This window comes from Pseudomonas sp. CCI4.2, from assembly GCF_034350045.1.
In the GTDB taxonomy this organism is placed as follows: Bacteria; Pseudomonadota; Gammaproteobacteria; order Pseudomonadales; family Pseudomonadaceae; genus Aquipseudomonas.
On the sequence record NZ_CP133781.1, the window covers coordinates 501,992 to 524,750 of the forward strand.

Here is a 22,759-nt window from a genome sequence, read left to right on the forward strand (position 1 = left end):
TCTCGCGCAGCAACCTGGGTGGCACTTTGTGTGGTTTGAGGTTGCAGGGTGTCAGGACTGAAGCCTTCCCGAATAAATTCGGTCCCACGGTTTTGCGCTACACAGATTATGTAGGAGCTGCCGAAGGCTGCGATCAGGTCCGAAGGACCTTCGCCAACACGTTGGCTCTACAGTGGTCCGTATACCCCTCAGGAACCGGAGTGGATGATTTACAGTCTGATGGGTTTGCGTCTGACGGCTATCCGCTTCGGATGTTTTTCAACAAGGAGTTTTTATGTTCAGCCTTCGCCCCGCCGCTGCCCTCATTGCTCTCGGCGTTGTTACCTTTGCCAGCCTCCCAGCAATGGCCGATGAGCCGCGTTACAACCAGGTTTCCGTACGCGCAGAAGTCAGCCAGGAAGTGCCGCGCGACCTGATGATGGTCACGTTGTTTACCGAGGCGCAGAACACTGACCCGGCTAAACTCGCCACAGAGATTACTGAGTCGCTGAACAAAGCGCTTGGCCAGGCTCGCGAGGTCAAAGGCGTGACCATTCGCCAGGGCGCTCGCAACAGCTCGCCGATCTACGATGACAAGGGACAAAAAATTACGGGCTGGCGCGAACATGCCGAGCTGCGGCTTGAAAGCGCCGACTTTGCGGCTTTGTCGAAGCTCACAGCAACGTTGCTGGACGGTATGAAAATTAGCAGCATGGACTTCGCCATCGCCCCACCTACACGAAAAGCCAGCGAAGACTCCCTCCTCAAAGACGCCGTGACCGCGTTTAAAGCGCGTGCGCAGTTGGTCACCGACGCCTTGGGTGGCAAAAGCTACAAGCTGGTGAACCTGAACCTCAATACCTCAGGCTTTCCACAACCGTACCTGCGTGCGCCGGTCATGATGATGAAAGCCGCCCGTTCCGATGCGGCCCCTACCCCGGATGTTGAGGCCGGCACAAGCCAGGTCAGCGTTAACGCCGATGGCGTGATCGAAGTACAGATGCAATGACGCCAAAACGGCGGCAGGCCCTGGCTTTCCGCCGTTTCGCTACCTTCGCGCCGACATCGCGCCTTCACGCTGCACCCTCGCCCTACAGCGTCCGCTGACAAGGCTGATTTTCAGACGCCGCTCAAACCGTAAACTCCTGTCTCGCACCACCCATCACGTCGCGCTTCGAACCGCCTTGAAACAGGCTGCATCGCTGCACGTCGCTTTAAATACCTCATGGATGAATACACTGATGTCGTCAAAAATCGACGCTTACAAGACCCTTCGTTTTCTAAAACTCACACCGTACGAGCACCCGCTGCCGGGGTTGGCAGGCCAACTGCACACCACTTACGCCCTGGATCAACTGACGGACCTGGCAAGGATCACCCCGCCAGCCGCCTTCGCCTTGATGATGGCCGAAACGTTCGGCTTCGATATCCCGGCCCACACTTACTTCACGCTTCAAAAAGCCCTGCTGAGCGGAAACGTGGAAAACCCGAAACATGTGGTCATGCCGACTTACACCTACCCGGCCGACTATGACAATCGGGACCGCACCGTGCGCATCCACCCCGCAGCGATTGAACGCGTATTAACGGACCCAAGCACTTCCTGGGAGCTGCTGGCAATTTTGCTTCATGAGTTCGGGCATCATCTGGATAACGTGCTGCGCGGTGATCTTGCGGATAAAAACGCCGACGGCACGCCTAGCGTTGCCCCTGATTCAGCGCGGGAAGAAGGCTCAGGTCACGCTTATCGAATGGCACTTTTCGGCTCAATGGACCAGACCGACGGCGGTATCGAGATCGCCACCTTTTGCCCGCCCGATGCAGATCCGATTGCAATCAGCGCCTGTTACTTCAACGCCATGGAGCGAATTCAAGAAACACAAAGCGCAAACCTGAACAGCCCTATTAATGAACACGGTGATCGAGAAGGGTTTGAGGCGGGGTCCGGTAGCAAGGACAAGCACACCCACCAAACCATTGAAGCCGTACTGGGGTCCGTTGGTCTAGAAACGTCGCAAGTTCAGATGGCGTACTTCGGCAATTGGCTGCGCGATTATTCACAATTACTCGACCCGAAGATCGTCCGAGCCGCCACGATGCCCAAAGACTTTCCAAATGTGCTGTCCCGTGAGGCATTGACCAAGATAGTGGACGTCATGTCGGTGGCCAAATTCAAAAACCTGAGGTCCATCAGGCCCGAGTTCTACACGGTCACGCCAGACGTCCTGGGGGTCTACCGCCCCAGCCAACATATCGACAACCCGAAAGTCACCAACCCAACGCCGGCTGACCCAACGACGCGTGATGCCGAGTTTGAACAATGGGTGATGCCGGGTGACCCGCTGCTTGAGGTCGACCCACAGACCTCCATGAAACGCTACATTCAGCGCTCAGTAGCGGTCATGCAGGACGAACTGCGTCAGGCGATGGCGCAGGGCCCCGATTATCAGGGTTTAAAACCGTTCGGTGCAGCGCTGCACATCCTGGAAGACTTCTTTGCTCACTCCAACTTCATTGAGCTGAGCTTGATCAAACTTGGCCATAGCACGGTGCTGCCATGGACCTCAAAAACCGACTGTAAATGGCACCTGCCATTAGTCACCGGCACCTTCGGCGGTACCGATGTTATTTCCAGTCTGGCGGGCCCTATTGGCGACGTTTTGTTTTCAACCAAGGACGTCGGATTTAAACCCACCGTGCCGGGGTTTCGTTCAGAACGGGATCAGATCATATTGATCCTGCTAAACGAACATCACGATGAGAAACTACTCGACATATTCAACGCCTTTTTGGATGCTCGTGACCAATGGGCCAGTTTGCCGGTATCGGAATATGTCGAAATGTACGCCTGGTTTACCGGGACACCGGGGCGAATATTGAGCAATGTTTTCAACACCGTCATGCAAGGCATGTTGGGATTGATCGGAAACAGCATCGACGATGCCCAGACTCATTTCGGCGATGACCCCAATACCAGTGGCTCCACCGATCCATCGCACTCGCAGCTGTCCAAAGACCACGCGGAGCACCCACTTCATAAGTTGGCCGCCTTGCTGGCTGAAGAAGCAGTAAAACGCGTCGCCCAAGCGATGGTCGCCCATTGGAACGGCGAAGGTGAAGTCGACCCAGTGGCCATGGCAACAGCGTTCTTTGTTCACCCCATGGACTGCACATGGCAGGACGAAATTATAAAAGACTGGGCCTTCAACCACCCCTACCTTGTTCGCCGTAGCACCTCTAAAAGCGATCTGGATGATCTACAAAAAAATGCACATGACGCGGCGGAGCAGGCATTAAAACGATTAAGGAAAGACGGTAAAACTGTTCTGAACTTCATTTTCCGGGGTGAGAAAAACAAAGAATCTTTCTACCACTTGCTGGGTCAGCAAACAGCGCTTGGGCCATTGTTAAACGCCGTTAAGGACCGCGCGGACAAGCACGACTAACTCTGGGCCGTAAACACTGTAAGCAGTGCGGTACTCTCCGTTGTCTATTCGGCTGTCAGGCCCTTTCGACCACGCGATGACCGCACTTACTCGAGGCTCCCATGGGACACACATTTAGACCCTTGTTGCTTGCCACCGTTTTAATAGCCTGCGCGCCGCTCACTCAGGCGGCTACAACCCTGGTGTATTGCTCCGAAGCCAGCCCCGCTGGTTTCGATCCAAGCCAATACACCAGCGGCACGGAATTCGATGCGTCTGCCGAAACCGTGTTCAACCGTTTAACTCAATTCGAGCGCGGCAGCACCAACGTCGAACCGGGGCTGGCGACACGTTGGGAGGTCTCTGCCGATGGCCTGAGATACACCTTTCATCTGCGCCCGAACGTAAAGTTTCACACCACCGACTACTTCACCCCGACTCGAGACTTCAACGCGGACGATGTGCTGTTCACCTTCAACCGTCTGCTCGATCCAAACTACCCGTTTCGCAAGGCGTACCCGTCTGAGTCGCCTTACTTCAATGACATGGGCCTGAACACGACGATCAAAAGCGTCGACAAAATCGATGATCTCACCGTGCGTTTCAGCCTGAACAACGTGGATGCGGCGTTTATTCAAAACCTGGCCATGAGCTTCGCCTCGGTTCAGTCCGCCGAATATGCCGCGCAACTGCTTAAAGAAGGTAAGGCAGCTGACATCAATCAAAAACCCATTGGCACCGGACCGTTTGTGTTCAAGCGCTATCAGAAAGATTCGCAGATTCGCTACAGCGCTAATACCGCGTATTGGAAGCCGGAGGACGTGAAAATCGACAACCTGATTTTCTCGATCAATACCGACGCCGCCGTACGCGTGCAAAAACTCAAGACCAACGAGTGTCAAGTCAGCGGCTACCCTCGGCCACAAGACATTGAACTGCTGGAAAAAGACCCGAACATTACTGTCCTCAGTCAGCCCGGCTTCAACCTCGGCTTCCTGGCCTATAACGTCACCCATAAACCGCTGGACCAGCTCAAAGTGCGTCAAGCGTTGGACATGGCCATCGATAAGCCCGCGATCATCAAGGCGGTCTACCAAAGTGCCGGGCAACTGGCGCAGAACGCGTTGCCGCCTAACCAATGGAGTTATGACCCGACGATCAAGGACGCGCCGTACGATCCAACGAAAGCCAAACAACTGCTCAAAGAAGCCGGCATTGCACCGGGCACAGAAATCAGCCTGTGGGCGATGACGGTACAACGGGCTTCCAACCCCAACGCACGAATGTCTGCGCAGATGATTCAAGCCGACTGGGCGAAGATCGGCATCAAAGCCACGATTGTCAGCTACGAATGGGGCGAGTACATCAAGCGCGCCAAGAACGGCGAGCATGACGTAATGACCTATGGCTGGACCGGTGACAACGGTGATCCCGACAACTGGCTCGGCGTTCTTTATAGCTGTGCGGCAGTGACCGGGAGCAACTTTGCCAAATGGTGCGACCCGGCCTACGACGCGCTGGTAAAAAAAGCCAAAGTCACCAGTGATCGCGCAGAAAGAATCAAGCTGTACCAACAAGCACAGCACATTTTGAAGGAACAAGTGCCCATTACGCCGATTGCCAATTCCAAGGTTTTTCAGCCAATGCGCAAAGAAGTGCAAAACTTCAAACTCAGCCCATTTGGCCTCACGCCCTTCTACGGAGTGAGCCTTAGCCAATAGCCATTCAGTAACACCTTTGCTCTAACCGGGTGCAATTTACACGCCCGATCGCACTTACTCGGTGCAGGCCATGTTGCTAAAAACGACCACGCAAACGATCAAATGCGCGTCGAATTACATTTATGCGACATTCCTGTACGTTCGCGCCACTGTTTGACACTTCAATGGCGCCAGCATCTTGCTTTGGGTATGGCGCCTGCATAAGTATCCGCAGGGTCGACTCATAAGGTCGCGCCCTCTACTAAAAAATGACAACAACTGAGGCCACCATGCTCAAACAAGCGGTCATTCCGTTTCTACTCAGCGCAGGTTTAATTGCCTGCGCTCCGTTCGCCCAAGCAGCTCCTACTTCACTGGTGTTTTGCTCCGAAGGCAGCCCGGCCGGTTTTGACCCAGGTCAGTACACTACCGGAACCGATTTTGACGCTGCCGCCGAGACGATGTTCAACCGTCTCAGTCAGTTCGAGCGCGGTGGTACCGCTGTTATTCCAGGCTTGGCGACTAGCTGGGACATTTCCCCAGACGTGTTGACTTACACCTTTCACCTGCGTGAAGGCGTGAAGTTCCACACCACCGACTACTTCAAGCCGACCCGTAACTTCAATGCCGATGACGTGCTGTTCACGTTCAACCGCATGCTGAACAAAGACGATCCGTTCCGCGTCGCCTATCCGACCGAATTCCCGTACTTCACCGACATGGGGATGGACACCAACATCACCAAGGTCGAGAAAGTGGACGATCACACGGTCAAGTTCACGCTGAAAACGGTTGATGCCGCGTTCATCCAAGACATGGCCATGAGCTTCGCGTCTATTCAGTCCGCTGAATACGCCGCGCAACTGCTCAAAGAAGGCAAGGCTCAAGACATTAACCAGAAGCCAATTGGTACTGGTCCGTTTGTGTTCAAGAGCTATCAGAAAGACTCCAACATCCGTTACACCGGCAACAAGGATTATTGGAAGCCTGAAGATGTCAAAATCGACAACTTGATCTTCGCTATCACCACCGACCCGTCAGTGCGGATGCAAAAGCTGAAGAAAGGCGAATGCCAGATCACCCTGTACCCGCGTCCAGCTGACCTTGCCGGGCTCAAAGCCGACAAAGACCTGAAGATGCCTGACCAGGCGGGCTTCAACTTGGGGTACATCGCTTACAACGTCATGCCAAAAATCAAAGGCAGCGACGAACCTAACCCAATGGCTCAGCTGAAAGTTCGTCAAGCGCTGGACATGGCCGTCAACAAGCAGCAGATCATTGACTCTGTGTATCAGGGCGCGGGCCAATTGGCCGTCAACGCCATGCCGCCGACCGAATGGTCCTATGACACCACCATCAAGGACGCCGGTTACAACCCGGAAAAAGCCAAAGCGCTGCTCAAGGAAGCCGGTATCAAAGAAGGCACCGAAATCACCCTCTGGGCGATGCCGGTTCAGCGACCTTACAACCCCAACGCCAAGTTGATGGCTGAGATGCTTCAGTCAGATTGGGCAAAAATCGGCATCAAAGCCAAAATCGTTACCTACGAATGGGGCGAGTACATCAAACGCGCCAAAGCAGGCGAAAACGGCGCAATGTTGATTGGCTGGAGCGGCGACAACGGTGACCCGGATAACTGGTTGGGCACCCTGTTCGGTTGCGACGCGATGGACGGTAACAACTTCTCGAAGTGGTGTGACAAGCCGTACGACAACCTGATCAAGCAAGCGAAAGAAACACCTGACCAGGCTAAGCGCACCGTACTGTACAAACAGGCGCAACACCTTCTCAAAGACGCCGTGCCGATTACTCCAATCGCGCACTCGACCGTCTATCAACCTATGCGTAACAACGTCCAGGACTTCAAGATCAGCCCATTCGGCTTGAACTCGTTCTACGGTGTGAGCGTTAGTAAGTAAGAACTATGTCGCCGCGCTGTTACCAGCGCGGTGACATTTTTTCAGAAAGGAAAAACTGTCCAGCGTTCAGCAAGTAACTGCCAAAAGCAGTTGCCCACTATCGCTATGCACTTTTCCTACAAACTCTGAAGCACTTAGGACTATTTACTCCGCAGCCCGAGCCCTTTAGTTTTCGGGGGCTTGCGTCAGTTATTGCTTGATAAAAACCGTTTCAAGCCGGGAGGAAGCACTTCGTCCCGAGCAAAGCCGTTCCGACGATTTGACTGTAGGCATTTGCCACTACTTCGAACGAGACGGACACCGAGCACCATCCAAGCCAGATCAACCAAAAAACTGGCCCTATAAAAGTTGTAAGGGAGCTTAAACGTGAAAAGAGCGAGTACCGCACTATTAGCCCTGTCCATCTCCACATTGGGAGCAATGGCACAGGCGGAAAGCGTCAGTCAGGATTTCGAACCTACAACGGTCAGCACCAGCAAGGCTCAAGATGACGCCAAGGGCTTCATCGAAGGTTCAACGATAAAGGGTTCCACAAAGAACTTTTTCGCGAAAGAAGAAAGTAGCCGTAACGATCTTTTCAGGTATCAAAAAGACGGCACGACAGTCTCGACGCCACGCCGCAATACCTGGACCCAAGGCACGATCATCGATTACTCCTCGGGGTTCACCCAAGGTGTTGTTGGTTTCGCGACCGAAGCCGCTATTTACAACGAAGTCGCACTCGAAAGAGGTCACGCGCGAATCGCCGGCGGCGGCAACCGAACGCTGACAGACAGCAGCGGCGATGCCGTTGACCAGTGGAGCAAAATGGGGCTTGGCAACATAAAGGCCCGGGTGTCCAACACCATCGTGACCGCTGGCCGTCAGTCAGTGAATACGCCAGTGATCGCCTTTATCGGCAACCGTGCCTTGCCTTCAAGCTTTCAGGGTTTCGCCGTACAGAGCGACGAACTGAGCAACCTGTCGTTCCAGGCTGGCAGCTTCGACCGCGTATCGCCGCGTACCGAAGAAAGCCTGACCAAGTTCCGCTCTGAGTACGCTGACCGCAGTATCACTTCCGACCGCTTGAGCATGGCCGGTGTGGACTGGAAACCGTCGAAGGCGCTGACGGCAAGTTTCTATGCGTCTGACCTGGAAGATTTCTGGAAGCAGTACTACGTCGGGGTCAACCACGACCTGGGCGATCCATCCGTCCTGGCCCTGAGCACTGGTTTTAACTACTACAAAACCAAGGACAGCGGCCAAAGCAAACTCGGCGCCATCGACAACGATACGTACAGCCTGTCATTCACCCTGGCTCACCAAGCCCACAGCTTGACGCTTGCGTATCAGCAAGTCGCGGGCGACACGTACTTCGATTACGCCCATGAAACCAACGCCATCTTCCTCGCCAACTCCTTGCTGTCCGACTTCAACGGACCGAATGAGAAGTCGATCCAGATTGGTTACGGGTTGAACATGGCCGAATACGGCGTACCGGGTCTGAAATTCAGCATCTACTCGGCACACGGTTTTGGTATCGACGGCACTCACTACACCGGCACTGCTTATTCCGACGTGAAAGCCATGAACGGTGAACACCACCAGGAATACGGTTTCGGCACCGCTTACACCATGCAAAGCGGCCCGTTGAAGGCAAGCAGCGTCAAAGCCAGCTATACCACGCACCGTGCTACGGCAAATCAGGTGGACGGCAACATCCGGGAACTGCGAGTCGTGACCACGATTCCATTCAACATTCTTTAACGCATCAACGGCGCCTGATGCGGGGGTTTCGGAGCAGTCCGCGATCATCCGCACAGGCGTCACCATTCAGATGTTTGCGGAGGGTTTATATTGAAATTACTTTCTTTACGTACCTCGATTGCACTGGCGTTGCTCAGTGTCGCCGTCAGCGTTTCAGCCAAACCTTTGGTGGTTTGCACCGAAGCCAGCCCTGAAGGTTTCGACATCGTGCAATACACGACCGCCGTCACCGCCGACGCGGCAGCGGAGACCATCCTTAACCGACTGGTAGATTTCGCACCCGGTACCACGGATGTGGTCCCTGGCCTGGCCGAAAGCTGGGAGATCAGCCCGGATGGCCTCACCTACACGTTCCACTTGCGCCACGGCGTGAAATTTCAGACCACCGATTATTTCAAACCAACCCGCACAATGAATGCCGACGACGTGCTCTGGAGTTTTGAGCGCCAGCTCGACCCGAAGCACCCTTGGCATGACAAATCACTGATTGGTTTCCCTTACTTCGAAAGCATGGGCTTTACCGACCTGCTTAAGAGCGTTGAAAAAGTCGACGACTCCACGGTCAAATTTACGCTGACCCGCCCTGAATCACCCTTCCTGCGCGACATGGCCATGGCCTTCGCCTCGATCTACTCTGCCGAGTACGGCGACCAACTGCTCAAGTCCGGTAAAACCGCCGACCTCAACAGCAAACCCATCGGCACCGGTCCGTTCATCCTTGTTCGCTATGCCAAAGACGCCCAAATCCGCTATAAAGCCAACCCGGATTACTGGAAGGGTCAAGTGCCGAGCGAAGCACTGATCTTTGCCATCACCCTCGACAACAACACCCGACTACAAAAACTAAAAGCCAACGAGTGTCAGATTGCCCTGTACCCAAAACCTGATGACATCGCCAACATCAAGGCTGACCCCAATCTCAAGATCGACGAGATGGAAGCCATGATGACCAGCTACGTCGCCATGAACACATCCCATAAATACTTGAGCGACGCGCGCGTGCGTCAAGCGATCAACCTGGCCTTCGACAAAAAGTCTTATATCCATGCACTGTTCGGCGAAGGCAAGGCGACCGAGGGCGTCAACCCGTATCCGCCAACGCTGCTAGGCTACGCCGCAGACATCCAGAACCCGCCTCGTGACCTGAACAAAGCCCGCGCATTGCTTAAAGAAGCCGGCGTGCCGGAAGGAACGGTATTGACCCTGTTCACCCGTAACGGCGGTGCAGTGACGAACCCGAACCCGCTGGTGGGGGCACAGATGTTGCAGTCTGATCTGGCGCAGATTGGCATCAAGGTGGATATTCGCGTTCTGGAATGGGGCGAAATGCTCAAACGCGCCAAAAATGGCGAACATGACCTGGTGTTTGCTGGCTGGGCCGGAGACAACGGTGACCCGGACAATTTCCTTACGCCAAATCTGAGTTGCGATGCGGCGAAAAATGGCGAGAATTACGCACGCTGGTGCGACAAGACGTTCGAAGACGCGATTTCCAAGGCCCGAGCCATAACAAATCCTGCTGAGCGTGCTGCGCTGTATGAGCAAGCCCAGCAAGAGTTCCACAAAGAACAACCGTGGCTCAGCCTGGCTTACCCCAAACTGTTCACTGCCATGCGCAAAAACGTCGAGGGCTATCACATCAGTCCTTTGACCACTAATAACTTCGCCACCACACGGGTGAAGTAGATAAGAAATACCGGCGTCGCTCGTAACCCGGGCTTCGTCGGTGCACGCCTAACCGGCTGATGAGGTACACCAGAAGATGTTTAGTTTTATTGCCCGCCGCGTGGGGTTGTTGATACCCACCTTCTTCGGCATCACCCTGCTGACGTTCGCTTTAATTCGCTTGATCCCCGGCGATCCCGTGGAAGTGATGATGGGGGAGCGCCGGGTTGACCCGGTCATGCACGCCCAAGCCATGGAACGTCTGGGTCTGAATAAGCCTCTCTACGCCCAATACCTGGATTACGTCGGCAAGCTTGCCCACGGTGATCTGGGCGAATCGCTGCGCACCCGTGAAAGCGTGTGGACCGAATTCACCGCCCTGTTTCCGGCCACGCTGGAACTGTCGATTGCGGCACTTATTTTCGCTGGCATCCTGGGCCTGCTCGCCGGGGTGATCGCGGCACTCAAACGAGGATCCCTGTTCGACCATGGGGTCATGGGTATCTCCTTGGCGGGGTACTCAATGCCGATTTTCTGGTGGGGCCTGATTCTGATCATGTTCTTCTCGGTGACCCTTGGCTGGACACCGGTGTCCGGGCGCATCGATCTGCTGTATGACATCCCGCCCAAAACCGGCTTTATGTTGATCGACACCCTGCTCAGTGACGAGCCCGGTTCGTTTCTCGACGCCCTGCACCACCTGATTTTGCCAGCCATCGTGTTGGGTACCATCCCGCTGGCGGTGATCGCCCGGATGACCCGTTCCTCGATGCTTGAAGTGCTGCGTGAAGATTACGTGCGCACCGCCCGCGCAAAAGGCCTGTCGCCTGCCCGAGTGGTATTCGTCCACGGCCTGCGTAACGCGTTGATTCCGGTATTGACCGTGTTCGGCCTGCAAGTCGGTACGTTGCTTGCCGGTGCCGTACTGACCGAAACCATTTTCTCTTGGCCCGGTATCGGTAAGTGGCTGATCGAAGCCATCGGCGCCCGGGACTATCCCGTGGTGCAAAACGGCATCCTGCTAATCGCCTGCCTGGTGATTGTGGTCAACTTCGTGGTGGACATCCTCTACGGCTTTGCCAACCCACGCATTCGTCACCACGGCTGAGATCATTCCTATGAGCACATCTACTCCCGCGGTAGCAGTCGATCAAAGCCTGCTGTACCCGTCGCCATACAAAGAATTCTGGAGCGCATTTGCGCAGAACAAAGGCGCCGTTGCCGGCCTGATGTTCATGACCCTGATCGTTTTCTGCGCTTTGTTCGCGCCGTGGGTCGCCCCACACGACCCCAGCGAACAATACCGCGACTTCCTGCTGACCCCACCGGTCTGGCTGGCGGGCGGTCAATGGCAATTCCTGCTGGGCACCGATGAACTGGGTCGTGACTTGTTGTCGCGCCTGATCACCGGTTCGCGCCTGTCGCTGCTGATCGGCATGTCCTCGGTGGTCATGTCGTTGATCCCAGGGATTCTAATGGGCCTGCTGGCCGGGTTCTTCCCGCGCATTCTTGGCCCGTCGATCATGCGCCTGATGGACATCATGCTGGCGCTGCCGTCGCTGCTGCTGGCTGTGGCGATTGTCGCCATCCTCGGCCCTGGCCTGATCAACACCATCATCGCCATTGCCGTTGTGTCGCTGCCTTCCTACGTGCGACTGACCCGTGCTGCGGTCATGGGCGAACTGAACCGTGATTACGTGACCGCCGCCCGTTTGGCCGGTGCCACCCTGCCACGCCTGATGTTCATCACCGTGCTGCCCAACTGCATGGCACCACTGATCGTGCAGGCGACCTTGAGTTTTTCCTCGGCGATCCTTGATGCAGCGGCATTGGGTTTCCTTGGCCTGGGCGTTCAACCGCCAACCCCGGAGTGGGGCACGATGCTGGCCTCCGCGCGCGATTACATCGAACGCGCCTGGTGGGTGGTAAGCCTGCCTGGCCTGACCATTTTGCTCAGCGTGCTGGCAATCAACTTGATGGGTGACGGGTTGCGCGATGCGCTGGACCCGAAACTCAAAAATGCCGCCTGAGGAGATTCGTATGTCACTTCTAGAAATCAAGAATCTCAACGTCCGCTTCGGCGACGCCAACGCTATTCCGGTAGTAGACGGGTTGAGCATCAGCGTAGAAAAAGGCGAAGTACTGGCCATCGTTGGCGAATCGGGTTCCGGCAAATCGGTGACCATGATGGCGCTGATGGGCTTGATCGACAAACCGGGCGTGGTCACTGCCGACTCGCTTAACTTCGACGGCAATGAACTGCTCACCCTCAGTAACCGCCAGCGCCGCCGCATCATTGGCAAAGACATGGCAATGGTGTTCCAGGACCCGATGACGGCGCTCAACCCGAGCTACACCGTGGGTTTCCAGATCGAAGAAGTCTTGCGTCAACACTTGAACATGAACGGCAAAGCCGCCCGCCAGCGTGCCTTGGAGCTGCTTGAAAAAGTAGAAATTCCCGGCGCCGCCGCCCGTTTGAATGCTTACCCGCACCAACTGTCGGGCGGCATGAGCCAGCGTGTTGCGATTGCCATGGCGATTGCCGGCGAACCGAAACTGCTGATCGCCGACGAACCGACCACCGCGTTGGACGTGACGATTCAAGCACAAATCATGGACCTGTTACTGAGCCTGCAAAAAGAGCGGGACATGGCGTTGGTGCTGATCACCCACGACCTCGCCGTGGTCGCTGAAACCGCCCAGCGCGTGTGCGTGATGTACGCCGGCCAAGCGGTAGAAATTGGCCAGGTGCCGGGTTTGTTCGACGTTCCAGGTCATCCGTACAGCGAAGCTTTGCTGGCCGCGATTCCTGAGCACAGCATGGGCGCCGATCGCTTGGCGACCCTGCCCGGCATGGTGCCGGGGCGTTATGACCGGCCACAAGGTTGCCTTCTGTCGCCGCGCTGCCCGTACGTGCAAGACAACTGCCGGACCCAGCGTCCTGGTCTGGACCTGAAAGACCATAGCTTCGCTCGCTGTTTCTACCCGCTGAACCAGGAGGTCGCGTAATGACCGTCGTTCTTACTGCCCGCGACCTGACCCGTCACTACGAAGTATCACGCGGCCTGTTCAAAGGGCACGCGCTGGTTCGTGCGCTCAACGGCGTGTCGTTTGAGCTGGAAGCCGGGAAAACCCTGGCTGTGGTTGGCGAATCCGGCTGTGGCAAGTCGACCCTGGCCCGCGCCTTGACGTTGATTGAAGAGCCCTCCTCCGGTTCGCTAAAAATTGCCGGCCAGGAAGTCACCGGCGCCAGCAAAGCAGAACTCAAGCAATTGCGACGTGACGTGCAGATGGTGTTCCAAAGCCCGTATGCATCGCTTAACCCCCGGCAGAAAGTCGGTGATCAACTGGGCGAACCCCTGCTGATCAACACCAACCTGTCGCGGGCAGAGCGTCGGGAGAAAGTGCAGGCGATGATGCAGCAGGTCGGTCTGCGGCCCGAGCATTACCACCGCTACCCGCACATGTTCTCCGGCGGTCAGCGCCAGCGTATTGCGCTGGCCCGGGCGATGATGCTGCAACCTAAAGTGCTGGTGGCGGACGAACCGACCTCGGCGCTGGACGTGTCGATTCAGGCCCAAGTGCTTAACCTGTTCATGGATTTGCAACAGGAGTTCAACACCGCTTACGTGTTCATCTCGCACAACCTGTCAGTGGTGCGTCACGTCGCCGATACCGTGCTGGTGATGTACCTGGGACGTCCGGCGGAAATGGGCCCTAAGGAAGAGATCTACAACCGGCCATTGCATCCGTACACGCGGGCCTTGCTGTCCGCGACCCCGACCATTCACCCGGACCCGCTGAAGCCGAAGATCAAAATCATCGGCGAACTGCCTAACCCGCTCAACCCGCCAACCGGCTGCGCCTTCCACAAGCGCTGCCCCTATGCGACCGAGCTGTGCGCCACCGACGAACCTGCCTTGCGTGTAGTCGACAACCGTCAGGTTGCCTGCCACTACGCCGAGCAGTTCGTCGAGGGTAACGCCGCGTAATATCTCTAAGAACCAACCTGCTGGCGAGGCGGTGTATCAGGCCCACCTCGCCAAGCCCTTCGGACTGGTCGCGGAAGAACGCTTCCCGAATGAATTCGGTCCCACAGAGCCCGTGCCCACACACCCAATTTGGGCACGACTCGAATCTCTGTGGGACCGAATTTATTCGGGAAGCAGGCAGCGCGGTGTATCAGAAAGACCTCATTGCTGCCTTTCCTAATCTCGGCATGCCGCCGATCCAGCGAACAGCTCAGTCAATACACATCCCGCCGATAACGTCCGTGCTCGACCAATTGCTCGACCTCGTGAACGCCCAGTAACTCGACCAGCACTTCCTCGACGCCCATCGCCATGCCCTGCAAGCTGCCGCACATGTAGATCGCTGCGCCATCCGCCAGCCACTTGCGCAGTTCATCGCCAGCTTCACGCAACCGATCCTGCACGTAGATTTTCTCGGGCTGGTCGCGGGAGAACGCTAAATCCAGCCGCGCCAGATCGCCCGTCGCTAACCAACCTTGTAGCTCTTGGCGACAATAGAAATCGTGAGCTACATTGCGCTCGCCGAACACCAACCAGTTCCGCGTTTGCCCCTGAGCAATCCGTGCCTTGAGCAAGCTGCGCAAACCCGCCAACCCAGTTCCGTTGCCCAGCAATATCATCGGCACCGGTTCGCTTGGCAGATGAAAGCTGCTGTTACGCCGCAGACGCAGACTGACCGATGAGCCTAACAATGCACGTTCAGTCAGCATCCCCGAGCCCAGCCCGAGGCTGCCGTCCGGGTGTATTTCCTGGCGAACAATCAGCTGCAAGTTGCCGTCCGAAGGGATCGAAGCGATGGAGTATTCACGGGGTACCACGCTGTCACACGGCAATACCTCGACCAAATCCCCTGCCTCCCAGGCACAGAGGGCAGGCGGCATCAGGTCGATCAAGAATACCTTCGACCCCTCGCTGTTCGGGTTCAGTAGCTCACGCCGGCTTAAGGTCCAGTTTTCAAATTCAGGCGATTGCCACGCCGCCGACGACTTGCGTCCAGTCAACGTCTCCAGGCGTTGTTGCCACTGATGCAGGGATGCGCTGTCTCCGCTATCAACTTCAATCGGCGCGAACAGCGAGCTGCCGCCGTGTGCCGCCAACCAATCATGTAATCGTTTAGCGAACGCGCAGAAATGTTGGTACTGCCGATCACCCAATGCCAACACCGCGTAATTAAGCTCCAGTAGCGGTAACGACCGACTGAGCAACGCCCGCTCAAACCCGCGTGCACTGTCAGGCGCCTCGCCGTCGCCAAAGGTACTGACCACAAACAGCGCATTGCGGCTTTGGCGTAAATCCTGCTCGGTGATCTCGGCCAACGGTTGCACACGCACCGCTAACCCGGCGGCCTGCAACTGCCCAGCCGTTTTCCACGCCAACTGCTCGGCAAAACCACTTTGGCTGGCGAAACCGATCAACCAGGCGGGCGTGCGGCTGTCTGGATTCGCCGTCAGCGCGCCACGGGCGGTTGCGATCTGGCGTTTCTTGCGACGTCGATCAAGGTACAGCAACCATCCGGTGATAAAAAACAACGGCATCATCAGCGCCGCAAGTGACATGACAATCCGCCCGACAATCCCGAAATAGCTGCCCACGTGCAGCGCGTAATTACTGATCAATAACCTGGCCGCAGGGCTCTTGTCGGCATAACGCGACTGGGCGCTGACAATGCCCGTCGCTGGGTCGAGGGTGATCTGTTTAAGGGCACGCTGATGCTCGGCATTGCGTAACAGGTAGTAGACCGTCGCGGGCTGACCCGAAACCGGTGGCAGACGAAAGTTCCAGCTGCTCAACTCAGGACCCGCAACACGCTGAATGCTGTTCCACACGGCGTCGTAATTCACAGTGGGTAACGGACCTTCTGGCCCGGAGGGTCCGCGGCCACCACGACCGCCTTTGCGCACCTCGCCTGCAGGGCCGTCACCGAGCAATAGATTCATCCCATTGCTGTACCACTCGTAGGACCACATCAGGCCGGTCAACGCTGACACCAGGTAAAACACCAAGCACCAAGTACCAAAAATCGAGTGCAGGTCCCATTTGAATGCGCGGCCTTTTTTTGCCCAGTCCAACGTCAGCCATGTACGCCAGCTGAGTACTTGGCGCGGCCAGCGCATGTAGAGGCCGGACAAACAGAAGAACACCAAAATCAGGGTGCTGGCGCCGGTCAATTGCTTACCGAATTCGTCCAGCACCAGCGTGCGGTGCAGTTGCAGCATCAGCGCAAAGAAATCCTCACCGAATAAATGAACGTCCAACACCATGCCGGTGTAGGGATCGAAATAATTCAGTTCGCCACGGCGTTGACCCGGCGGTGGCGTAAACAATACCCGCGCGGCTTTATCGTCGGACACGCTGACCCAGAGTGCGGATACAGCTTTTCCGGTGCTGGCTTCGAGTTTCTGTACCCACTGCGAGGGCGGCAATTGCCCTGAAATACGCTGTTCAATGCGCAATGCATCGGGATTGAACACGTCTATCAATTCATCTTGAAACGAGGTGATCGCTCCGGTGATCCCCATGATCACCAGGACCAGACCCCCGCTGATGCCGAAGAACCAATGGACTTGAAACAGCGCTTTCTTCAACACCTTAATGACCTCAGTTGCATCTGCTGAGGCGCATTATGCCGCCTGAACAGAAAACATTCTCATCCGCATATAAAAACCCCGCGCACGTCAGTGAGCGGGGTTGGAGCAAGCGTGTATCAGAAGTGGACGCTTACGCCCATGAGCGCTGTGCGACCGGCAGCCTGATTGGCGAAGTGCGCAGCGTAAGCTTTGTCGTAGTACGTTTTGTCGGTGAGGTTTTGCACGTTCAATTGCAGGTCGACATTTTTAGTCAGCTTGTAGCTGGCCATGGCGTCATAGCGGGTATACGAGGGAACATACACGGTGTTGGCCGGATCACCGTAAACGTCGTCGACATAAAATGCACCGCCACCAATCGTGAGTTTTGGTATCACTTCATAGGTGGTCCACAGGCTGAAACTGTTTTTCGGCGTGTTGGGCATTTCGTTGCCCGCCGAGGACAGCGCGTTCGCGGTGACAACGCCGTTGCGTCCGGTCAATCCAGGATCCACCAGCTCGCTGTTCAAGTAGCTGTAGCCGGCGAAGACTTGCCATTTTTCGGTGATCTTACCGGTGGCTGACAGCTCCAATCCATCGACACGGGACTTACCGGCATTTTGGTAGGTATTGCTCTGCACCAATACCCGAGTGTTCTCTTTCTCTGTGCGGAAAACTGCCGCGGTTAGCGAAAGGCGATCATGGAATAAATCCCACTTGGTGCCCAACTCATAGTTCTTGGTCGTTTCCGGCTGCAGATCACTTTGCAGGGTGCTGTTACCCGCCGTCAGGGGGTTGCCATCAGACCCTTCGTTCAGCGAAGAGCCCGGCGGTGTTGCCGAGGTGGCGTAGGACACATAAACGCTGCCGTTTTCTATCGGTTTCCAGACCAGACCCGCTTGCCAGTTCCAGAAGTTACTTTCGTTACTGGTACGGCCGGTGGTGGTGTTCTTTGCTGTTGTATCGAAGGTGTCATAACGCAGGCCGAAGTTTAGCAGCCACTTCGGGTCCAGCTCGATGGTGTCAAACGCGTAAAGCGCGCGGGTGTTGCCCACCGTGTTAGTTCCTGCGTAGTTGCGCGCGATAGAACCCGAGAAGTCATCGTTGTCATTAGGGTCGCTTAACGAAGTACAGGTACCGCTGGCAACGACGCCAGGACGGCATCCACCGCCCGCCGGGTTACTGTTTGGCGTGACGGTGTAGCCCGTAACCGTACTTTCTTCCCGGGTTACTTCCAGCCCGGTTGAATATTTGTTCTTGAAGCCCAGCGCCCGGAACTCGCCAAACAGGTCAGTCTGGTTAGTACTGGTTTCGGTGCTGCTGACCCGGGTGTTAGCCCGGCGCCATACGGTGCCGTATTGGTTGACGTTGTGCTGGCTATCGTCCGGTTGGGTGACGATATAATCCTGACGGGTGCTGCCATGACGCAGGGTGTTCTTCAGCGTCATCTCATCGTTGATATCGTGCTCGATAGAGAACGTACTGATGTCGGTCCGGGTCTTGCGGAAGTCACGGTCCTTCAGGCCATAGAAGTTGCTGCTGTTGCCGCCATCGGTTGGCTTGTCGTGTACGTGCGCGGCAGTTGCCGATGCTGAGCTGTACCCGTACGGAATGCCGGAGTCCGGCAGGTCGTTACTTTCAAGGTGGTAGTAATTGACGTTGACCCTGGTCGGCGTGCCCAAGCCAAAGGTCACCGAAGGCGCTACACCCCAGCGATCGTAGTTGACCGCATCGCGGCCCGCCACATTCTGTTCGTGGCTCATGAGGTTCAAGCGAAACGCTGCGGTGTCGAGAAACTTCCGGTTTACATCCAGCGTGTAGCGGCGGGTCTGATCCGAGCCGAAAGTGAAGCCCCCGTCCGTGAAGTCAGCGTCTTTCGGCGCTTTACTGACGATATTCAAGCTACCGCCGGCCGAACCGCGACCACCGAATGCAGAGTTGGGCCCTTTGCTGACTTCGATTGAGTCGACGTCAAAGATTTCCCGGGTTTGCGAACCCGTGTCACGCACGCCATCCAGGTAAGTGTCGCCCTGAGCGTCGAAGCCACGGATAAACGGCCGGTCACCTTGCGGGTTACCCCCCTCGCCTGCGCCAAAGGTAATCCCCGGCACGGTACGCAACGCATCCTGCAGCGATGTCGCGCCGGTATCCTTGAGTACTTGCTGCGCAACCACCGTCACTGAGCGCGGGGTATCAACCAGCGGCGCGGTGTATTTGGGCGAAGACGCCTTCTCTACCTGATAAGCCGTTTGGTCTTGGCCTTCACCGGTAATCTGGGTGGCGCCAAGGGAGACCGCAGTGTCAAGAGCCACATCGTTAGTGCCCTCGGCGGCATGTACTAGTTGCGCTGCGGAGAAGGCCGTCATGACCACGCCTAATGCAGAAGCAACTAGCCGAGGTGACTGAGCCGAAGGGTGTAGTGGGCTTCGCAACATGGGTGGATTCCTTCCCCAAAGAATTGAGGTTGCGGAATATAGGGGAAATAAGTCTCTCTAGCAATTGAGAATCATTATTATTTGAACTGATCGCTTATTTAATTTTAAAACCGCGATTTGATACATAAAAGCATTTACAACGCCAATGCAAATCATTAGCATCCGGCATTTATTCTCAAGAGCGCCTCCCATGCTTCTTCACATTCCGGGTATTTTTAACCGCGACGAGGTCGCTCGTATTCGCTTAGCACTGGAACAAGCGGACTGGGCAGACGGTAAAATTACAGCGGGTTTTCAGTCGGCAAAAGCCAAGCACAACTTGCAACTGCCCGAAGGCCATCCGCTGGCACAAGAGATTGGAGCCGCATTGCTGGAGCGCCTTTGGGCCAACCCGCTGTTCATGTCTGCCGCATTGCCGAACAAGGTTTTTCCACCGCTGCTTAACTGCTACACCGCCGGTGGCAGCTTCGATTTCCATATCGATAACGCCGTGCGCCAGGCCCAGGGCAGCCCGGAGCGAGTGCGCACTGACTTATCGTCCACCCTGTTTTTCAGCGATCCCGATGAGTACGACGGCGGCGAACTGGAAATTCAGGACACGTATGGCGCTCAGAAAATAAAGTTTCCCGCCGGTGACCTGGTGCTTTACCCAAGCACTAGCTTGCACAAGGTCAACGCCGTCACACGTGGTGCGCGATATGCCTCATTCTTCTGGACCCAGAGCCTGGTTCGGGAGGACAGCCAGCGTGCGCTGTTATTTGAGATGGACAGGTCACTCCAGCAACTGACGCAGGACGTCCCGGATCACCCCTCACTGATTCAACTGACCGGCACCTACCACAACTTATTACGCCGCTGGGTCGAGGTGTAAGCGGTGACCTATACCTTGCGACGCACAGAGACGGTAAACGGCGATCAGCTTCGCGCCATGTTGGCGCAAAACCCACCCCGAGCCGCTCAAGCGATACTCAGTGCGGCAAAGTCGCACGTGGTCGATGCGCAGGCGTTGCTAGGGCAAATCCTGCTGGACGGCACCGGCATTCAGAAAGACCCGGCGCTGGCCTTAGTGTGGTTTCAGATAGCCGCGAAGAACGGCCATGTCATGGCGCACAACATGCTCGGTCGCTGCAAGGAACATGGCTGGGGTTGCGATATCGACTGGGAACAGGCCGCCAGTCATTACCAGACGGCTGCCGAAGCGGGACTAGATTGGGGCTTGTATAACCTGGCTAATCTGCTGGCGACCGGGCGCGGTATTCCTGAGGACCAACATCGAGCGCTAGCGTGTTATCGCAAGGCCGCCCACATGGGCCATGCAAAGTCCATGAACCTGCTGGGCCGCTATCTGGAAGACGGCCGAAACTGTGACCTTGACCTGCCTGCGGCTCACGAGTGGTACAAGTTGTCTGCTGAAGCCGGGGACTTCCGCGGCCAGTTCAGCCACGCCGCCGTTTTGGCACAAGAAGGAAATATTACCCGCGCCGTGTACTGGCTGGAAATTGCCCTGAAAAAAGGCAATATAAATTTTTTACGCGTAAGCGGTAAATCACTGGGCGACGCAAAAGATAAGAGAATCCGAAAATTTTCGGAAAGATATAACGAACGTTTGGCGCAACTTGTTCGTCTTGAAAATAACCACCCGCTGTCATAACGAAAATACTCTTCCTACCCTACATTTCGTTTCTTCCTACCTTGACCTCAAATCACTCCGCAGGGGCGCATTATGACGCCTAAACAAAAAATATTCTCATCCGTCGATTCACAAACACGGCACGACCTGACAGCCGTGAATAATTTACTAATGGCCTGCCATTAATTCATAAGTTGATACAACACTGCGGCGCAACGCCCTCTTCGGTATCTAGTACGTAATAGACGATTACCTACATATTTCCCAATTTCGTCCTACGACTCGTGACCTGTTTTCGCTTTTGACAGCCCTAACAGCAAGCCCCTAGTCTGCATGCAAGTGCCAAAAACACCCAACACATTGCACTTACACCAGTTGCATCAGGATCGATGCATACTCCTCACACAAAGGACTTAACCATGAATCAAGCAGCTTATGACGATGACGCTAAAGACTTTATAGACGATGCCATTAACGCGCCTAAGATTTTTATCAACGCCTCCGCTGGCCGCGCAGAAAACAGCACCCGAGGAAAGGGTGTTGCGCTGACTAAAGCTGAACTTGTTCAGCTTCGTCTCTATGAAATCGCAGGATTGCAGCTGCCCACTGACCTCAAGGGTGTAGAGAACTACCTCAATTTTGAAACCTATGCGGGCCCGGGATTACTCCTGGAAAACTTTCAACACACGTTTACCATTGTCCACAACCACGCGAAACGCTGGAACCCTATTTGTGTAAAGATCAAAGCAGTAGGCAGTGAACTTAAAGTGTTTGCTGGGCATATTGTGCTGTTCGGCAAAGCCATTGCAAACGCCATTGATGAAATCAAAGGTAATCAGCGCCTCTCTGACCTCGGCATTGATACCGTCGAAGACCTGATGCGAGTGCAAGCAGAACTGGGCCCTGACTTCCCGGACATTGGCTTCGACAGTGCGGACAAAGAAGCCGCAAACGATTTTGGCCACTTTGTTAAGCAGATGTTAAAAAAAGTCGAACAGAAACAAAAAGACGCCCAAGAAATCAACCAGCTGCTGTTCGATTTTGGTAATGATCTCTCTCTAACCGTTCGCCCGGAAATTCATCAACGACTGCAAGCCATCAGCAACACACCTCTTACGGCGGAAATCAAATCCCTGGCTGGGGTGATAGAACAACGAGCACTCGACATTGATGAGAAAACAAAAGAATACAAGAAAGCAGTCGAGGATTCATTGAAAGCAGCGTCTTCTTTGAATGTCTATGGTCTGGGCATGGCTATTTACATAGGCGTTGAAGCTGAAAAAATCCGAACAGAAAGAAATCGCCTTAAAGCCTTGCAGGAAATCGACATTGGAACTCTAGGAATAAAAGACAGGACACTGTACAACTTGAACAGAGTCAAGCTTGATATGCAAGACCTTGAGTTACTGGTAATCGATGCTGACACCGCCACTAAGAATTTGATCACCGTTTGGAACGCGATGTCGATCTATGCAAATAAATCGCTGGAAGAAGCTAACGAAATCGACGACGCAATGAAAGCCCGTTTATTTGCGGCGCACTTCGGCTTCGTCGTAGAACCCTGGGTATCAATTGGCAAAGACGCTGACGCATTACTGGATGTATTCCGGGAAGCGGATGATGAAATCAAATCTTTAGGCCTTAATAACAACTGAGAATAACGCA

The 22,759-nt window shown here is 55.4% G+C and carries 15 protein-coding genes; 13 read left to right on the top strand and 2 right to left on the bottom strand.

From position 1 onward, the window contains the following. Window positions 1-274: 274 nt before the first annotated feature. From RHM65_RS02295 to RHM65_RS02340, 10 genes are all read left to right on the top strand, one after another. Complete coding sequence (locus RHM65_RS02295; protein ID WP_322167573.1) at window positions 275-988, top strand: SIMPL domain-containing protein; 714 nt, start codon at window positions 275-277, stop codon at window positions 986-988. A gap of 850 nt (window positions 989-1,838) precedes the next feature. After that, window positions 1,839-3,425, top strand: coding sequence for an HET-C-related protein (locus RHM65_RS02300; protein WP_416195094.1), 1,587 nt, complete (start codon window positions 1,839-1,841; stop codon window positions 3,423-3,425). A gap of 101 nt (window positions 3,426-3,526) precedes the next feature. Beyond that, on the top strand, window positions 3,527-5,125 hold the full coding sequence (locus RHM65_RS02305) for an ABC transporter substrate-binding protein (protein WP_322167571.1): 1,599 nt from the start codon (window positions 3,527-3,529) through the stop codon (window positions 5,123-5,125). Between the two features lie 269 nt (window positions 5,126-5,394). Continuing rightward, window positions 5,395-7,023, top strand: coding sequence for an ABC transporter substrate-binding protein (locus RHM65_RS02310; RefSeq protein ID WP_322167570.1), 1,629 nt, complete (start codon window positions 5,395-5,397; stop codon window positions 7,021-7,023). 366 nt (window positions 7,024-7,389) lie between these two features. Beyond that, the gene (locus RHM65_RS02315) at window positions 7,390-8,769 is read left to right on the top strand and encodes an OprD family porin (RefSeq protein WP_322167569.1); all 1,380 of its coding nucleotides are present in this window, start codon (window positions 7,390-7,392) and stop codon (window positions 8,767-8,769) included. A 90-nt stretch (window positions 8,770-8,859) separates the two neighbouring features. Further along, window positions 8,860-10,455, top strand: a complete 1,596-nt coding sequence (locus RHM65_RS02320; protein ID WP_322167568.1) for an ABC transporter substrate-binding protein — start codon at window positions 8,860-8,862, stop codon at window positions 10,453-10,455. 76 nt (window positions 10,456-10,531) lie between these two features. Beyond that, window positions 10,532-11,542 carry an ABC transporter permease subunit gene (locus RHM65_RS02325; RefSeq protein ID WP_322167567.1) on the top strand — a complete coding sequence of 337 codons (1,011 nt, stop codon included), beginning with the start codon at window positions 10,532-10,534 and terminating at the stop codon, window positions 11,540-11,542. Window positions 11,543-11,552: 10 nt separating this feature from the next. Beyond that, window positions 11,553-12,464, top strand: a complete 912-nt coding sequence (locus tag RHM65_RS02330) for an ABC transporter permease subunit (protein ID WP_322167566.1) — start codon at window positions 11,553-11,555, stop codon at window positions 12,462-12,464. A gap of 10 nt (window positions 12,465-12,474) precedes the next feature. Next, window positions 12,475-13,443, top strand: coding sequence for an ABC transporter ATP-binding protein (locus RHM65_RS02335; protein WP_322167565.1), 969 nt, complete (start codon window positions 12,475-12,477; stop codon window positions 13,441-13,443). After that, window positions 13,443-14,426, top strand: a complete 984-nt coding sequence (locus RHM65_RS02340) for a peptide ABC transporter ATP-binding protein (protein ID WP_322167564.1) — start codon at window positions 13,443-13,445, stop codon at window positions 14,424-14,426. Before RHM65_RS02335 ends, RHM65_RS02340 begins: the two co-directional genes overlap by 1 nt. Window positions 14,427-14,680: 254 nt before the next feature. Here RHM65_RS02340 and RHM65_RS02345 read toward each other — a convergent pair whose 3' ends face one another. Beyond that, window positions 14,681-17,053 carry a PepSY domain-containing protein gene (locus RHM65_RS02345; protein ID WP_322167563.1) on the bottom strand — a complete coding sequence of 791 codons (2,373 nt, stop codon included), beginning with the start codon at window positions 17,051-17,053 and terminating at the stop codon, window positions 14,681-14,683. Window positions 17,054-17,169: 116 nt separating this feature from the next. Next, a complete protein-coding gene (locus RHM65_RS02350; protein ID WP_322167562.1) occupies window positions 17,170-19,464 on the bottom strand; it encodes a TonB-dependent siderophore receptor in 2,295 nt (764 codons plus the stop codon). A gap of 190 nt (window positions 19,465-19,654) precedes the next feature. Between RHM65_RS02350 and RHM65_RS02355 the strand changes: the two genes are divergently transcribed. The 3 genes from RHM65_RS02355 to RHM65_RS02365 all read left to right on the top strand — a co-directional run bounded on the left by RHM65_RS02355 (window position 19,655) and on the right by RHM65_RS02365 (window position 22,749). After that, on the top strand, window positions 19,655-20,335 hold the full coding sequence (locus RHM65_RS02355; RefSeq protein ID WP_322167561.1) for a Fe2+-dependent dioxygenase: 681 nt from the start codon (window positions 19,655-19,657) through the stop codon (window positions 20,333-20,335). Window positions 20,336-20,338: 3 nt separating this feature from the next. Next, entirely contained in the window at window positions 20,339-21,115 is a 777-nt protein-coding gene (locus RHM65_RS02360; protein ID WP_322167560.1) for a tetratricopeptide repeat protein, read from the top strand. Between the two features lie 398 nt (window positions 21,116-21,513). Then, window positions 21,514-22,749: an alpha-xenorhabdolysin family binary toxin subunit A gene (locus tag RHM65_RS02365; RefSeq protein WP_322167559.1), complete on the top strand. Its 1,236-nt coding sequence runs from the start codon at window positions 21,514-21,516 to the stop codon at window positions 22,747-22,749. The last annotated feature ends 10 nt before the right edge of the window (window positions 22,750-22,759 follow it).

Coding starts and splice junctions, on each gene's coding strand:
- RHM65_RS02295 (WP_322167573.1), top strand. CDS start 275: ATGTTCAGCCTTCGCCCCGCCGCTGCCCTCATTGCTCTCGGCGTTGTT.
- RHM65_RS02300 (WP_416195094.1), top strand. CDS start 1,839: ATGGAGCGAATTCAAGAAACACAAAGCGCAAACCTGAACAGCCCTATT.
- RHM65_RS02305 (WP_322167571.1), top strand. CDS start 3,527: ATGGGACACACATTTAGACCCTTGTTGCTTGCCACCGTTTTAATAGCC.
- RHM65_RS02310 (WP_322167570.1), top strand. CDS start 5,395: ATGCTCAAACAAGCGGTCATTCCGTTTCTACTCAGCGCAGGTTTAATT.
- RHM65_RS02325 (WP_322167567.1), top strand. CDS start 10,532: ATGTTTAGTTTTATTGCCCGCCGCGTGGGGTTGTTGATACCCACCTTC.
- RHM65_RS02330 (WP_322167566.1), top strand. CDS start 11,553: ATGAGCACATCTACTCCCGCGGTAGCAGTCGATCAAAGCCTGCTGTAC.
- RHM65_RS02335 (WP_322167565.1), top strand. CDS start 12,475: ATGTCACTTCTAGAAATCAAGAATCTCAACGTCCGCTTCGGCGACGCC.
- RHM65_RS02340 (WP_322167564.1), top strand. CDS start 13,443: ATGACCGTCGTTCTTACTGCCCGCGACCTGACCCGTCACTACGAAGTA.
- RHM65_RS02350 (WP_322167562.1), bottom strand. CDS start 19,464: ATGTTGCGAAGCCCACTACACCCTTCGGCTCAGTCACCTCGGCTAGTT.
- RHM65_RS02355 (WP_322167561.1), top strand. CDS start 19,655: ATGCTTCTTCACATTCCGGGTATTTTTAACCGCGACGAGGTCGCTCGT.
- RHM65_RS02365 (WP_322167559.1), top strand. CDS start 21,514: ATGAATCAAGCAGCTTATGACGATGACGCTAAAGACTTTATAGACGAT.